Here is a 16,139-nt window from a genome sequence, read left to right on the forward strand (position 1 = left end):
CTTTCAACAAGGTCCAAAGGTACAATATTATTTGTTCACATTCAAGCAATTTGAATCTTTGGCACTTTTGCCGGAATCAGAATTTTCTGATATAAGCAATAGAATATGAATCATACAAGATATCTCTTATTCCATGTTTATATCTGAAGGAAAGCACATTCTTTTTCAGTTCGTATTCCAGTTTAAGTCTTAGCTGTATTGGCTTGTCACCATCACCGCGATAACCGTTGAATCCGGAAACGTCGCAATCCAGAAGGAAATTCCGGTATGTTCCTCTTGCTCCTGCGCCATAACAGAAAGCATCGTTCTGGCGATGTTTAGTGTCGTTAGTCATCCAGCAATAGAATCCGGCAAGCATCTGAAGTCTGAATGATGCGTTGCACGATTCATCTTCCCAAAGATTACGGCCGATATTACAATCAAACCAATATGAAGCTGCATCTGTAAATCGGGCATCACAAAGTCTGCCTCCGCTGGCTGTCTTTATATTGGCGCTTATAACCATATCCACCCATTTCTTGTTACGGAGAATCTGATAATAGCAGTTTACAATGACATCGCCGAAACAAGGAATAGGAGAAGATGTTTCTACGGCAGAACGCTCGTCGCACACAGCTTCCGAAGTTTTATACCATTCCTGAACCACACCGCTTACCGACAAACCTGCTCGCCCTTTTACGATTGGAATATACAGACGTGCATAAAGGTTTTTTGTCTTGTCTCCGGGCATTGTGTGATATTCGCCGCGAACTTCAACTTCCCATTCCGAACCAAGGTCTGCGCCCATCATCTCAGGAATAGGGAAAGCATTTGCTCCGAAATATCTTGGAGTGTATTTGAGGAATTCCATTTTCTCCCACCAACCTTCGGCTCTCAGAGGAATTGCAGCAGTGAGAAGTAAAAACAGAAAAATATATTTAAGCAAATGTTTTGTCATTTTATATATGTAAGCTTAAGTGATTGAATATATTTTGTGAAAAGATGGACAAAAGTATGAAATCTGATGTTTTTTGCAAACAAAATGATTGTGATATGTGCTGGAGTTTTTATTTTTGTGAAAGGAGAAGAGGATATGAGGAGTTAAGGAGTCAAGTAGTTAAGAAGTTAAGTAGTCAAGGAGTTTTTTATTTCTTGTCTCTGTAGCCTTGTCAACTCGTCAACTAAAAAGTTATTTATGGAAAAGAAAGACTATACATCTATATTAAATAATGCAGTGGATGCCCTTTCCGACCCACAATCATACCGCGGACTGTTTCATAAGCAGAAAGACGGTGAGGCAATTCCTTCGTGGAAAACATTGTCGAAGATTGTGGAACTGTCAAGGGCAATCCTTTTTCCCGGATATTTCGGGAAATCATCAGTTCACAGCCGTACGATTAATTATCATATCGGTGTGAATGTGGAGGAAGTGTTCCGTATGCTTGCAGGACAAATACAGGCTGGTCTGTGCTTTGGCGCAGCAAACTGTGAGAGTTTGTCGCATGAATCTCCTTGCAGTGAGAATGCTACACGTATAGCTGCCGATTTTATTTCGAGATTGCCGGAGATTCGCCGTATATTGGCAACTGATGTTGAGGCTGCATATTTCGGAGACCCGGCTGCAACTTGCTTTGGCGAGATTATCTGTTGTTATCCTGCAATAAGGGCGGTAACTAACTACCGCATTGCCCATGAACTGTACAAGCTTCATGTTCCGCTTATCCCAAGAATAATTACTGAAATGGCGCATTCCGAAACAGGAATAGATATTCATCCAGGAGCAGAAATAGGACATCATTTCACCATCGACCACGGAACAGGTGTTGTTATTGGTGAAACATGTATAATAGGGAATCACGTGAAACTTTATCAGGGCGTAACTCTCGGAGCTAAAAGCTTCCCTTTGGATGAAGATGGAAATCCGATAAAAGGTATTCCACGTCATCCTATTCTTGAGGATGAAGTTACGGTTTATTCTAACGCAACTATTCTTGGAAGAATTACTATCGGTAAAGGTGCGACAATTGGAGGAAACATTTGGGTTACGGAGAATGTTGCGGCTGGACAAAGGATTGTACAGAGAAAATAAGAGAAGTTGACAAGTTGACAAGGGTTTTTTCTTGTTTCCTTGTTACCTCGTCCCCTCGTATCTAAATAATAATATATGGAAAGAAACATCAAAAACTCACTCATAGAACTTATAGGCAGCACACCATTGTTGCGCCTGTCCAATATTTTCGGCAATGAAGGCAGTGAAGCTGAAGTGTTGGTAAAAATAGAATACTTCAATCCAGGAGGAAGTGTGAAAGACCGCGCTGCACTTTCAATGATTGAAGATGCCGAAAAGAAAGGTTTATTGAAACCTGGAGGAACAATTATAGAACCGACAAGTGGAAACACCGGTGTTGGTCTGGCTTGGATTGCAGCCATCAGAGGTTATAAACTTATCCTTACAATGCCGGAAACTATGAGCATTGAAAGGAGAATGTTATTGAAAGCCTATGGCGGTGAATTGGTTCTGACTCCTGGAAATTTAGGAATGAAAGGAGCGATAGAAAAAGCGGAAGAATTGAATAAATCTATCCCGGGTTCCGTTATTCTCCGTCAGTTCGACAATCCGGCTAATCCTGCTGCACACAAGCAGACTGCAAAGGAAATATGGAAAGATACGGCTGGAAATATTGATTGCTTTATAGCTTGTGTGGGAACAGGCGGAACTCTTACCGGAACAGGAAGAGCTCTGAAAGCAATGAATCCTGACATTAATATTATTGGAGTTGAGCCTGCATCTTCTCCGGTATTGTCAGGAGGAAAAGCCGGAGCTCATAAGATTCAGGGAATTGGCGCAGGTTTTGTTCCTTCAATATATGACTCAACAATTGCCGACAGAATAATCACCGTTTCTGATGATGAGGCAATGGAAACAATGCGTCTGCTTGCCAGAACTGAAGGTCTTTTGGTTGGTATTTCTTCCGGTGCAGCTGTCAGTGCAGCTCTGAAAGTATGCAGAGAAGAGAAATATAAAGGAAAACGTATAGTTGTTCTTTTACCTGATACAGGAGAAAGATATTTGTCTTCAGGCGTGTTCTGAGGGAATGAACATATATACGGACTTGTCAGTTAGTCAACTTTTTAAATCTGAACATTATGGCAAATCCGAGAATACCGGGGCTGTCAGAAGCCGAAATGACAAAGGCTTTTGACAAGCTCAACAATTATAACAGGAATAAGAAATCCTACAAAGATGTGGGCTGTTATCTGGTTGTGCTTCCGCACGAAGGTTACAGCAAATATAGTTTGTGGATTTATACACCTTTGCTGGAACGCAGGGCAGTTTTGTTCATAAGCGAGCTGAGCGAGGATTTTTATATTTCGATGCGTTTCGTGACGTCGGAACTATGGTATTCCGAACGTTGTATATTCCTTGTGGATTATAACCAGAAACGAATGCAGACTCACGGCGATGACCTTATATCATTCGGGAAATACAGAGGGCATTATTTATATGAGATATTGAGAATCGACCCGTCATATATCAATTGGTTAGGATGTAAGTTCAATGCACGCATTCCTAAGCAGGAACGTATGGTGAAGATGTCTCAGGCATATATGCTTTTCTATATGGACAGACTGAAGAAGAAGAGCACTCAGCCTTATCGCAACAGTAAATTCTTGGGCAAGAAAGGCGATAAAATAAAAAGCCTTTCTGTGAAAGTCTTGAGAGTAAATCCTGAAGATGACCCATATTTGACGAAAGTTGAGGGAAACACTCCTTTGTTCTTTGTCCGCCAGAAAATAATGGCTGTCGATCATAATGGCAATCTTGTTGTCTTCAGTATTCCTGCCCAATTCCCCAGCTACGAATCCGGCAAGCTTTCTGCAATGGAGAAGAAATATATTCCGGGCGAAGTGCTTGGTATTGCTTCTGCACGCATTGCCGCTACTTATGTAAGTCATAACATTTGCTTCACCCGGCTTAATTATGTGAAGATGGAATAGGCGATATGTCATAACTCTGTTATTCAGATATTTGCATTTCTAGCCTTTTTTATATTGCTGAAAAACTTTTTTCATAGGGAAGAAAATAAATTTTCACCCGTATGAAAAAGAATTTTCATCGGCATGAAAAACTTTTTCCAGGCCTATGGAAAAGGTTGGGACATTAATCTTACTTTTGCACAGGATTTAGGTTTTCGATGTTTAGATATTATGGGCAAGGATAAAATGCTTTCGCCGAATTTCTGTTATATACTGGCGGCGAATTTTCTGTTGTATTTTGCATTCTACCTGATTATGCCGATTATGGCATTTTATTTGCAGGAAGAGTTTGGGGCAGATAAGACTTGGATAGGATTTATATTGTCCTGTTATACTGTGGCATGTCTGTGCATCAGACCTTTTTCCGGTTATTTGCTGGATACATTCTCGCGCCGTCCTCTTTATCTTGTTGCTTATCTTGTGTTTATTGCTGTGTTTGGAGGATATATTCTTGCCACTACCATAACATTGTTCGTTGCGTTGCGTATCATCCATGGTATTGCATTCGGAATGGTTACTGTTGCCGGAAACACACTGGTCATTGATGTTCTGCCTTCGTCGAGACGAGGAGAAGGAATCAGTTACTACGGACTGGCAAACAACATGGCAATGAGTTTCGGACCTATGATTGGTCTGTTTATGCACAATACATATTCTTATCCTTTTATATTTGCCTGCTCATTATTGTCCGGAAGTTTGGGTATGATAATGGCGTATATGGTGAAGACATCATACCGTGCTCCGGTAAAAAGAGAGCCGATATCATTGGACCGTTTCTTCCTTAAGAAAGGAATATGGGCGGGAATATCACTTCTACTTTTATCTATTCCATATGGAATGACTTCTACATATGTGGCAATGTATGCGGAGGAAATAGGTATAACCGTAAATTCGGGATTGTATTTTACATTCATGGCGATTGGCCTTGCTACATCGCGTATTATATCCGGAAAACAAGTAGATAAGGGAAGGATAACTCTTGTCATAACTTTAGGTATGTATCTTGCCGCCGGAACATTCTTCTGCCTTTCAGCATTGCATCTCCTTGCCGGATGGAATATTACATTAAGTTCTTATTTATATATAATCATAGCATTGATGCAGGGTATAGCGTTCGGAACAATGTTCCCGGCATTCAATACTTTGTTTGTAAATCTGGCTCAGAATAATCAGAGAGGAACGGCAACATCCACATATCTTACAAGTTGGGATGTGGGTACAGGTGCCGGACTTATGATTGGCGGACACATAGCGCAGCAGTGGGGTGGCTTTGAATACGCATATCTGTTTGGCGCAAGTCTGACGATAGTTTCAATTCTGTTTTTCCGATTCAAGGCAGGTCCACATTTTGAGAAGAATAAGTTGAGAGGATAGGAGCTAGGGTAAGAAGTTAAGAAGTCAAGGAGTTAAGAAGATATTCCCTATTTCCTATAGCCTTGTCAACTCGTCATCTTGTCAACTCGTCCCCTATAATTATAAATATAAATAACTGATTCAAAATGAAAATCATTGCCGATAACACAGTGCCATTCCTTAAAGGAGTAGCAGAGCCTGTGGCTGATATAGAATATATAAATTCAAAGGAATTCACACCGGAAAAGGTTAGTGATGCCGATGCGCTTATAGTGCGTAGTATAGATAAATGTACGCGTGAATTGCTAACCGGCAGTAAGGTTAAGCTTATAACTACAGCCACAATTGGTTTTGACCATATTGATACTCATTATTGCGATGAGGCAGGAATAACATGGTTCAATGCTCCGGGCTGCAATGCGGAGTCTGTAGGGCTTTATGTGCTTTCATCCTTGATTGCGGTGTCATTGCGTAGTGGCGAAGAGCTCAAGGGTAAGACTTTGGGAATTGTCGGTGTTGGTCATGTTGGTCGTGTAGTTGAAAGAATAGCAGGATATATGGGAATGAAAGTTCTTCGTAATGACCCGCCTCGTCAGGAGAAGGAGGGAAGTGACGGTTTTGTTTCTCTGGATACTATCGCTGAGGAATCTGATATAATAACCTTGCATGTTCCATTAACCAAAGAAGGAAAATATCCTACATGGCATCTTGCAAATACATCCTTTTTTGATAAACTTCGTAAAAAGCCTTGGTTGGTAAATAGCTGTCGTGGTGCAGTTCACGACACTGAAGCTTTGCTCAAAGCCGTTAAGGAAGGGAAAATCAGCCGTCTGATATTGGATTGTTGGGAAAACGAACCAACCATAAATCGGGAATTACTTTCTCTTTGTGACATAGCAACTCCTCATATTGCAGGTTTCTCAGCCGATGGAAAAGCGAATGGAACACGTGCTTGTTTGATGAATATTGAGAAATATTTTGATATAAGATTTGATAAATTGAAAGATGTGGTTCCTCCAGCACCGGCGAATGATGTAATAGATATGGATAAGTTTGGTGACAGTCACCGTGTTGAACAGGCAGTCCTAAGCTGTTTCAATCCGGAAAATATAGACAGTGAATTACGTCGGAAACCGGAAGATTTCGAGCTGTTCCGTACAAATTATAAGCATCCTCGCGAACTTCTTGCCTATAAGGTGGTAAATGCCCGGGAGGAAGAGAAAAAACAGCTCCGGAATCTTGGATTTTCCTGCTGAAACATGGATGAATCAGATGCCCAAAATTTCTATACATAAATGGATTTATCAGGGTATGTTTATTCAATTTGTAACTGATATAAATGTTAAATAGTTAGAAATTTGGCATAGTTTGGAGCATTTTAATGCACAAGAAAAGAAAAAATGTGCAATAATCAGCATTTTTAATGTAGTAAATTTGTGTTGTTACGTAAAAAATTCTTTTCTTTGCAGTGAAAAATAAAAAAGTAAATTCATATTATTAATCTAAATTAAAAAGTTATGTCTGAAGTTGCATCTAAAGTAAAAGCTATCATCGTTGATAAATTAAGTGTAGAAGAATCTGAAGTTACTAACGAAGCAAGCTTTACTAACGATTTAGGAGCAGACTCTCTTGATACAGTAGAATTGATTATGGAATTCGAAAAAGAATTCGGTATCTCAATTCCTGATGATCAAGCAGAAAAGATTACAACAGTAGGCGACGCTATCGCTTATATCGAAGCTAACGCGAAGTAATCAACCCCTTTTATAAAAAAAGGTATGGAATTAAAAAGAGTAGTAGTAACAGGTCTTGGTGCTATTTCTCCTCTTGGTAATACCCTCGCAGAAACCTGGGAGGGTATTATTAATGGTAAAAGCGGTGCAGGACCTATTACTCATTTTGACGCAAGTAAGTTTAAGACACAGTTTGCATGCGAAGTGAAGAACTTCGATTCATCATTGTATGTTGATCGTAAGGAAGCGCGCAAATGTGATCGTTATAGTTTGTTGGCCATCGGTGCAGCAAAACAAGCAATTGAAGATGCAGCGATGGACTTGGACAACGAAGACAAAAACCGCATAGGTGTTATCTTCGCTGCCGGTATTGGTGGTATCAAAACATTCGAAGATGAGGTAATGGGCTATGCTCAGACTAAAGATACAATCGGTCCGAAGTTCAATCCTTTCTTCATCCCTAAGATGATTGCTGATATCGCAGCCGGTCATATCTCTATGATTTATGGTTTCCGTGGTCCTAACTTTGCCACTGTTTCAGCTTGTGCATCTTCAACAAATGCTATTGCTGATGCATTCAACTATATCCGTTTGGGTAAAGCTAATGTAATTGTAACAGGTGGTGCAGAAGCTGCTATTGCTGCTGCAGGTGTTGGCGGATTCAACTCAATGAATGCATTGTCAACTCGCAACGATTCTCCGGAAACAGCATCTCGTCCGTTCAGTGCAAGCCGCGACGGTTTCGTTATGGGTGAAGGTTCTGCTTGCCTTGTGCTTGAAGAACTTGAACATGCTTTGGCTCGTGGTGCTAAAATCTATGCTGAAGTTGCAGGCGCAGGTATGTCAGCAGATGCTTATCACTTGACAGCAACTCATCCGGAAGGTCTTGGTGCACGCTTGACAATGACTAACGCTTTGGAAGATGCGGAAATGAAACCTGAAGACATTGACTATATCAATGTTCACGGAACATCAACACCAGTAGGTGATATCTCTGAAGCTAAGGCAATCAAGGAAGTATTTGGTGAGCATGCATATAAACTTAATATCAGCTCAACAAAGTCTATGACAGGCCATTTGCTTGGTGCTGCAGGTGCTTTGGAAGCTATTATCAGTGTAATGGCTGTTAAGGAAGATATCGTTCCTCCAACAATCAACCATGCTGAAGGCGATGAAGATCCTGAAATTGACTACAATTTGAACTTTACTTTCAATAATGCTCAGAAACGTACTGTCAATGCAGCTCTTTCAAATACATTCGGTTTCGGTGGTCACAATGCTACTGTTATCGTTAAAAAATTTGTGAAGTAACGTGTTATCACAATTATACAAGAAAATAAGGCTCCTTAAGAATAAAGGTAAGGAGCCTTATTTGTCTATTTACAAGATTACCGGTTATTACCCGGACGATATCAAGATTTACGAGCAGGCATTTCTTCACAGATCTTCGTCTGTCGAGGACGAGAATGGAAAATCACTTAACAACGAACGTTTGGAATTTCTGGGTGATGCTATTCTGGATGCCATAGTCGCTGATATTGTCTATGTTCATTTCCCTAATAAAAAGGAAGGTTATCTTACTAACACGCGTTCAAAAATAGTGAAGCGTGAGACATTGAACCATATAGCCCTCGAGCTTGGTCTTGATAAGATGGTGAAATATGCTACCAAGGTAAGTACTCACAATAATTATATATACGGAAATGCCTTGGAAGCACTTATTGGTGCTGTTTATCTGGATCACGGTTATTCTGCTGCTTTCGATTTCATAAGTAAGATTATCATCAGCAAATATATCGACCTTGATAATATTGCTAAGAAAGAAATGAACTTCAAATCGCATCTTATAGAATGGGGACAGAAAAACAAATTGTCCGTTGATTTCAGTATTATTGAATCATTCAACGATAATGACGGCAACCCGGTTTTTCAGACTTCTATAATTCTTGAGGGCGAGATACAAATGGGTATCGGAATAGGATATACAAAGAAAGAATCTCATCAGAACGCTGCACAAATGGCTTTGAAAAAGCTGCGCACGGACAAAGAATTCCAGCAGCTTGTCAATGATATAAAGAAAAAGAAAAAAGAAGCTCGTGCTGCCGAAAATAGTTCTGAGGTGAACAGTAGTGAACCTGTTGTTTCAAACGAACAGCCGGTCCTGACTGAGATTCAGACGGAAGAATTGGAACAAGAAAATACATCTCTGCAGACACAACAGGAATCTGTGGAAAAGTAAACAATAGATAAAGGAGGTAATAAGTCAGGATTTCATGCTTTTGACATATTGCCTCCTTTTTTATATCCGTAAGTTTGCATACATTTGCGTAATCTAATATCATTATCAGCAAAAATAGGCAATGGATTTATTAACAAAAAGTATTTCCGTATTTTTCCATTCCCGTCAGAAGGCTATTGAAAAATACTATAATCATGCTCATGAACTGCAGGATTTGCAGCTGAAATATCTTCTGAAAACTGCTGAGAAAACAGAATGGGGCAAAAGATATGGCTTCAACACAATTCATTCACATAATGATTTCTGCCGTATTCCAGTACAGACTTACGACTCTTTGAAGGCTGACATAAAGCGTATGCTTAATGGGGAGAGTAATATTATCTGGCCTACTCCCGTAAAATGGTTTGCCAAAAGCAGCGGCACAACAAGTGATAAAAGTAAATTCCTTCCGGTTACTTCTGAAGTTCTTAAGAAAACTCATTATCAGGGCGGTTTTGACACTGTCGCTTTATATTTGCGCAATAATCCGCAAAGTCGTTTTTTTCAAGGAAAAGGGCTGATTCTTGGTGGCAGTCACAGTCCATCGCCTCTGAATAAGGATATTCATTGTGGCGACCTTTCAGCTGTTCTTTTGCAGAATCTTAATCCGCTGGTTGAAACTATCCGTGTCCCTGAAAAGAAGATAATCCTGATGGATGAATGGGAAAGTAAAATAAAATCCATTGTTGAAAATACGTATAATAAGAATGTTTCCAACATATCCGGTGTTCCTTCCTGGATGCTTGTGCTTATCAAGGCTGTGATGAAAAAAGCAGGTGCGGAATATCTGACTGATGTATGGCCCAATCTCGAAGTATTCTTCCATGGAGGAATAAGTTTCAATCCTTATCGTGAACAGTATAAGTCGCTTATTCCATCGGACAAGATGCATTATATGGAAACTTATAACGCTTCCGAAGGTTTCTTCGGTATTCAGGACGACCCGAATGATGCCTCACTTCTGCTTATGCTCGATTATGGAATATATTACGAGTTTATTCCGCTCAATGAATTGGAGAATGATAATCCGACCGTATTGCCTCTTGAAGCGGTGGAAACCGGTAAAAATTATGCAATGCTTATCTCAACTCCCGGTGGTTTGTGGAGATATGAGATAGGGGATACAGTATGCTTTACTTCTACAAATCCATATAAATTTGTAATCTCTGGCAGAACAAAACATTTCATAAATGCCTTTGGCGAGGAACTTATGGTTCATAATGCCGATAAAGCTCTTGCCGAAGCCTGTAAACTTACCGGTGCAGTCATTACTGATTATACCGTGGCTCCTCTGTTCCTCCTTAACAATGCAAAAGGCCGTCATCAGTGGCTGATTGAATTTGACAGGCAACCTGAGTCATTAGCTGAATTTGCCCATATACTTGACTTTAAACTTCAGGAGGCAAATTCAGATTATGAGGCGAAACGATATAAGGAAATATCACTTCAGCCTTTAGAAGTCATTCCTGCACGTAAGAATTGCTTCTATGACTGGCTCAAAATGAAAGGGAAAGAAGGCGGACAGCATAAAATCCCGCGTCTGAGCAATAACCGCATTATTTTGGAAGAACTGCTGAAGATGAATAACGGGATTTGAAAAATTTGTAAACTCAAAAACTCAAAAACTCAAAAACTCAAAAACTCAAAAACTCAAAAACTTATATCTATGATATCCCCTAAACAAATAGGCCTGGACAAACTGGAGCAAACTTTCTCTTTGCCTGATGTTGTTACATTAAACGAGAAAGAAGATTGCCTTGTAATCCTTGACCAAACTCAACTTCCGGAACGGGAGATTTTCCTTAAAATTGAAGATGAAAAAGATCTGATAGATGCAATTGTACGATTAAAGGTCAGAGGAGCACCTGCAATTGGAGTTGCCGCAGCAGCAGGATTGTATGTTTGCTTCGTGCGTACTTTATTGTCAGTTTCTTCTGTGTCTCTTCTGAAAGAAGAATTTATGGCGTTGGCTGACAGAATTAGAGCTAGTCGACCAACTGCTGTTAATCTTTCGTGGGCACTCAACAGGATGGCTGATTGTTTCAATCAATATATAAACGGTAAGGAAATTCTTTCAGAGGAAGATTCTTTTGAATTGAAATCTCGTTTATTATCTGAGGCTATTAAAATCAAGGATGAGGATATAGAAATGTGCAGACAAATAGCTTCGCATGGAGTAGATTTGATTTCAGAAGGAAGCCGAATACTCACACATTGCAATGCTGGTCATCTTGCGGTGTCACGTTATGGAACAGCTCTTGCTCCAATCTATCTGGCGCAGGCTATGGGCTTGAATCCTAAAGTATATGCAGACGAAACACGCCCGTTGTTACAGGGCGCACGTCTTACCGCATACGAGTTGATGAGGTTTGGGGTTGATACAACTTTATCCTGCGATAATATGGCTGCATCATTGATGAGCCGTGGAATGGTTGATATGGTAATGGTTGGTTGTGACCGAATAGCGGCAAATGGCGATGTAGCAAACAAAATTGGAACTTGCGGACTTGCGGTTCTGGCACATCACTATGGCATCCCGTTCTATGTCCTGGGACCTAGCAGCACGTTTGATAAAGATACACCTACGGGGAATGATATTGTTATTGAACAGCGTTCCGCATATGAAGTAACCGAAATGCATTACATTCACCGTATGGCTCCCGAAAATGTAAAGGTTTATAATCCTGCATTCGATGTTACTCCTGCATCTCTTGTCACTGCATATGTAACGGAAAAAGGAGTTTTCAAAAATGTGGATTTAATGTAGTAATGTGTTGAAAAAAGATAGCAATGTTGAAATTGCAATAATTGTTTTATAAAAAACCTTCCGGAAAAATTTCTCCGGAAGTTTTTTTGTTAACCAAACAAATCTTTTTAATCCATTAAAGACTTTACTGTAATATGTCAGTTATTATCTAGTTCTTATGTTTGTGGATTTATTTTTCTACACCCCACTTTTTATTAGGTTTGTCACCCATTTCAAGTACTAAGGTTCCACCTTTCAGCAATTCTGATGCCGGGAATTTGAAAGAATTCAGAGGCTTGCCGTTGAGAGTAGCAGACTGAATATATTTGTTCAGACGTGAAGCGTTGCGTGCTTCGATAACGAATTTGTCGCCACGACCATAACGGTTGTCTAGTCTGATAATAGTCTTTTCATACAACGGGCTTGCGATTTCATAAACCGGATTAATATTACATCCTCCGTCTGTTTGGAATAATCCTATCGCAGCCATGATGAACCATGCACTCATTTGTCCCTGGTCTTCATCGCCAAGATAAGCATTTGCAATACCTGCGCCATAGTAGCGGTCGATGATTGAACGGCTCCATTTTTGAGTTTCCCAAGGTTTGCCCACCCAGTTAAATAGAAAAGCGAAATGCATTGACTGCTGGTTGCCCTGCACTACAGGGAAATCCCAATATTGGTCGTTTGGAGCATTGTAGCGCCATGGTTCGCTTGCTTGGAATCCCCATTCCAGACGTTCTATGAAACGTTTCTTGCCCATATAATCAGCCAGTGCCGGAACATCCTGGGGAACAAAATATGTAAGCTGCCAAGCATTTCCTTCAACATAATGCTGGTTTGCTCCTGAACGGAACGGGTCGAAATCTTTTGCCCATTTACCTTTGCTGTCTTTCAGAACGGCAAAACCTGATTTGCGGTCTATTACGTTTTTCCACCAGTAACCGCGTTCGTTGAATTTCTTGTAGATGTCATCCTTGCCAAGAGCTTTCGCAAACTGTCCTACAGTCCAGTCATCGTAGGAATATTCAAGAGAATTGGAGAAACGTCCCTGGTCAGACGGAACGTAACCATGTTCCAGATAAGTTTTCAAATCTCGGTTTCCGGCATATCCGTCGAATACTTTTTGTGATGGAGTGCTTTGCATTTTCAACATAGCTTCGAGTGCCTTGTCAGTGTCAAAGTCGCGTATACCCATTTGGTATGTACCAACGATAAGAGGAATTTCATGTTCTGCAACCATTACAGGGATATAATTCATACCAGCAGGGCCTTTAGCCAGCCATCCGTTGGCATCATACATGGCAAGCTGTGAGTTTACCCATCGTTTGCTCCATTCCGGAGTGACAAGATTCCAGAACTGGTTAAGATTCCAGAATGTATTCCAGAAAGCATCACATCCCAAAGCCATATCGTCAGAATTAGCCAGGCGGCGAACCTTCTTGTCTGTCGAAATCCATTCACCGTTTACGTCGCTCCATGTATTACGGCTACAAAGGGCTCGATACATATTGTTGTAGAAACGAGTCTTTTCCTGACTGTCTGCTGTATTTATCTGAACACGTCCGAAAATGTCGTTCCATACATCAAGCTGGTTTTTCTTGACAGCTTCGAAATTCCAACCGAATGGTCGTGTTATTTCTGTCTCAAGGTTCAGACTGGCATTCTCAATACTAACCAGAGAAATACCTGAACGAACCTGAACAACAGGATTGTTCTTGACATCGAATTGCAGATATGCTCCTGCATCCTTCAAGTCTTTAGCTTTAAGGATGGTGTCGCGTCTGACTTCTCCATCTACCCAAATACCCATATCTGCGATAGGCTGGTCAAATTCAAGAACAAAATGAAGCTTATAGTCTTGGTCAGCATCATCACTCCATACATTCTTTGACAACTGATGACTTACACCTTCGATTCTATAATCGTTGACACGGCGCAGCTCAACTTCGCGAAGCATATAGTCGTATTCTGTCGGGATGTGCAAATCCACAAGGATACGTGCTCCTTCGCGGTCTGTCGGGAATGTATATCTTTGGAAACCGCATCGGGTTGTGGCAGTCAGTTCTGCCTTAATATCATAGTCCTCAAGATTTATCGCATAATATCCGATACCGGCTTTTTCCGTGCGTTTATCAATACGTGAACGATATCCGGAATCCGGATCAGCTTCGTCACCTTCCTGAATAACCAGTTTGCCGTTTGTAGGCATCAGGCCTAATCCGCCCAAAGTCCATTCATGGATATGGCTGAAGCAACCGATATTTTCAAACGTAGGTTGGTATCCGCTTTGCCATCCGCTGTTCTGGTTGTCCGGACTGAGCTTAACCATACTGAAAGGCATCCATGGTCCCGGTGCAATCATCCAGCGTGAGTGTCCTGTTCCTATGCGTGTGTCAACATAGTCGGCAAGGGTCTGTTCCGGTTTCTGAGAACGGGTCACTGAACCTTTGGCAATAACTTTACCGTCAGCTTTCACTACATAGTTGCTTTTCTTGTCAGCTTTAACTGCCGGCATTGGAGCTTCCAGGATATATCGTGCAGTATCCAGGCGTTGTGAGAAAACTTTTTTGCCGTCAAGTTCAACTTCAAGGTTCGGCCTTCCTGAAAGCTCTTCAACATCGACAAGTAAAGGCTGAACACTGTTTCCGTTGTCTTTCAACTCGTATTCTGCTGCTTTTACGTTACGCACAAAAGCTTTTCCAGGCTTTACAAGAGAAACACCGGACGGACCTTCAAGCATTACCTGGTCGAACATAATCCACGAACCTTGAAGGACAGACAGACGTATCTCGTTTCCTCCTTCGTGCAGGCATTCCGGATTAACAGGAATTTCAATTCTGTTTTCAGTAGTGCCGGATAAATCACCTGTTATAGAGTTTTTGTTTTTACCTTTTGGCAATTGGAATTTCCATATTTCTCCGTTCACGGTAACCTTCAAAAGTGGAGGTAATTCAACTGCATTATCCAGAACGTCGATAACCAGTTTCCACTGTTTCGACGAAGAAGGCATTTTTTCTATTCCGAAAAGTATGGTTGTTTCGTGAGTACGCCAGCCGGAAGTTCCTCCTGTGCCGCCCCATCCGTCGGATGGTCCGGGAATGATATAAGGAAAGTCTTTCTCTGCATCAGAATGTCCGATAAGGAAATATCTGTCTTCATATCCGAAATCATGTGCCAGATAGTCCTTGTATTTGTCCGGAGCCAATGCGAATCCTTTGGCGCTGTTGTCGTTGTTGCCTATTGTCCATATCTGTTCGGCAAATATTGGCTGCGAACAGAATGCCGTAGCTAATAATAAAGAGGCTATTCGTTTATTCATGATATTGTTGTGTTTTTATGCAAAATAACGGAAAAAATTACCAGGAAGGATGGTTGTTTTTTATTATGTGGTTGGACTATCTTATGAAATTGAAGTTTCGCGTGATTCCAGTCCTTTAACTTGTTAAGTTTTAATGATGATACATTATATTTACATTGTTAAAATTCCATATATTTCGCCGTTTTAGTATCATTAATTGAAAATAACAGACTTTTTGCTAACTCGTGATTTGTTCATTTTGATTCTGAAAAATTGATTTTTCTCTTCTTTTTCTATCATTTCAGAAAATCATTGCAATGATTTGGGTAAGTTATCTCAATCGTTTCACCAAGTTATTGTAATGATTCGGGACACTCTTCACAATGATTACCTCAAGTCATTGCAATCAAATTTTTAACAAATGCTCTAGTTAGTTTAATAAATTGTTTTTTAGTGAAAAAATGGACGTTAAAACTATGTTTTTTATTCAGGAATAAGAAAATATACGATTGTTTTGGGAAAGATATTTTGATATGTAATCTTTGTTTTTCTTTTACTCTTTGATATTGGAGTTGAAAATCATTGCAATGAATAATATATTTTGTAAGTTTTATATGAAAAATACTGTCAATTTGTATTTCCTTAAGTTCATGAGAATGCCATCGTTTTGGAATATTTGTAGTTTGCTCTGAAATAACGGAATCTCAGGGT

Annotated in this window: 12 protein-coding genes; 10 read left to right on the forward strand and 2 right to left on the reverse strand. The window is 40.3% G+C overall.

Going from position 1 to position 16,139, the window contains the following annotated elements; translation table 11 throughout:
* Positions 1 to 76: 76 nt before the first annotated feature.
* A complete protein-coding gene (locus ACYIAR_RS09970; protein ID WP_480329330.1) occupies positions 77 to 937 on the reverse strand; it encodes a hypothetical protein in 861 nt (286 codons plus the stop codon).
* A gap of 237 nt (positions 938 to 1,174) precedes the next feature.
* On the opposite strand from ACYIAR_RS09970, the gene ACYIAR_RS09975 reads away from it, so the two are divergent.
* The 10 genes from ACYIAR_RS09975 (at position 1,175) to mtnA (ending at position 12,148) form a co-directional block, all read left to right on the forward strand.
* A complete protein-coding gene (locus tag ACYIAR_RS09975; RefSeq protein WP_480329331.1) occupies positions 1,175 to 2,068 on the forward strand; it encodes a serine O-acetyltransferase in 894 nt (297 codons plus the stop codon).
* Between the two features lie 75 nt (positions 2,069 to 2,143).
* Positions 2,144 to 3,070: a cysteine synthase A gene (gene cysK, locus ACYIAR_RS09980; protein ID WP_480329333.1), complete on the forward strand. Its 927-nt coding sequence runs from the start codon at positions 2,144 to 2,146 to the stop codon at positions 3,068 to 3,070.
* A 56-nt stretch (positions 3,071 to 3,126) separates the two neighbouring features.
* On the forward strand, positions 3,127 to 3,978 hold the full coding sequence (locus ACYIAR_RS09985; RefSeq protein WP_480329335.1) for an exodeoxyribonuclease X C-terminal domain-containing protein: 852 nt from the start codon (positions 3,127 to 3,129) through the stop codon (positions 3,976 to 3,978).
* A 210-nt stretch (positions 3,979 to 4,188) separates the two neighbouring features.
* A complete protein-coding gene (locus ACYIAR_RS09990; RefSeq protein WP_480333623.1) occupies positions 4,189 to 5,391 on the forward strand; it encodes an MFS transporter in 1,203 nt (400 codons plus the stop codon).
* A 125-nt stretch (positions 5,392 to 5,516) separates the two neighbouring features.
* The gene (pdxB, locus tag ACYIAR_RS09995) at positions 5,517 to 6,626 is read left to right on the forward strand and encodes a 4-phosphoerythronate dehydrogenase PdxB (RefSeq protein ID WP_480329337.1); all 1,110 of its coding nucleotides are present in this window, start codon (positions 5,517 to 5,519) and stop codon (positions 6,624 to 6,626) included.
* Positions 6,627 to 6,887: 261 nt separating this feature from the next.
* On the forward strand, positions 6,888 to 7,124 hold the full coding sequence (locus ACYIAR_RS10000) for an acyl carrier protein (protein WP_480329339.1): 237 nt from the start codon (positions 6,888 to 6,890) through the stop codon (positions 7,122 to 7,124).
* Between the two features lie 24 nt (positions 7,125 to 7,148).
* Complete coding sequence (fabF, locus tag ACYIAR_RS10005; protein WP_480329341.1) at positions 7,149 to 8,414, forward strand: beta-ketoacyl-ACP synthase II; 1,266 nt, start codon at positions 7,149 to 7,151, stop codon at positions 8,412 to 8,414.
* Position 8,415: 1 nt separating this feature from the next.
* Positions 8,416 to 9,342 carry a ribonuclease III gene (rnc, locus tag ACYIAR_RS10010; protein WP_480329343.1) on the forward strand — a complete coding sequence of 309 codons (927 nt, stop codon included), beginning with the start codon at positions 8,416 to 8,418 and terminating at the stop codon, positions 9,340 to 9,342.
* Positions 9,343 to 9,463: 121 nt separating this feature from the next.
* On the forward strand, positions 9,464 to 10,978 hold the full coding sequence (locus ACYIAR_RS10015; protein WP_480329345.1) for a GH3 auxin-responsive promoter family protein: 1,515 nt from the start codon (positions 9,464 to 9,466) through the stop codon (positions 10,976 to 10,978).
* A gap of 102 nt (positions 10,979 to 11,080) precedes the next feature.
* Positions 11,081 to 12,148 carry an S-methyl-5-thioribose-1-phosphate isomerase gene (gene mtnA, locus ACYIAR_RS10020; protein WP_480333625.1) on the forward strand — a complete coding sequence of 356 codons (1,068 nt, stop codon included), beginning with the start codon at positions 11,081 to 11,083 and terminating at the stop codon, positions 12,146 to 12,148.
* A gap of 169 nt (positions 12,149 to 12,317) precedes the next feature.
* On the opposite strand, the gene ACYIAR_RS10025 is transcribed toward mtnA, so the two are convergent.
* Positions 12,318 to 15,449 (reverse strand): GH92 family glycosyl hydrolase, encoded by a 3,132-nt coding sequence (locus tag ACYIAR_RS10025; protein ID WP_480329347.1) that lies wholly within the window; start codon positions 15,447 to 15,449, stop codon positions 12,318 to 12,320.
* Positions 15,450 to 16,139 lie beyond the last annotated feature (690 nt).

The sequence above is a fragment of the Parabacteroides sp. KHUB-01 genome, from assembly GCF_056640935.1.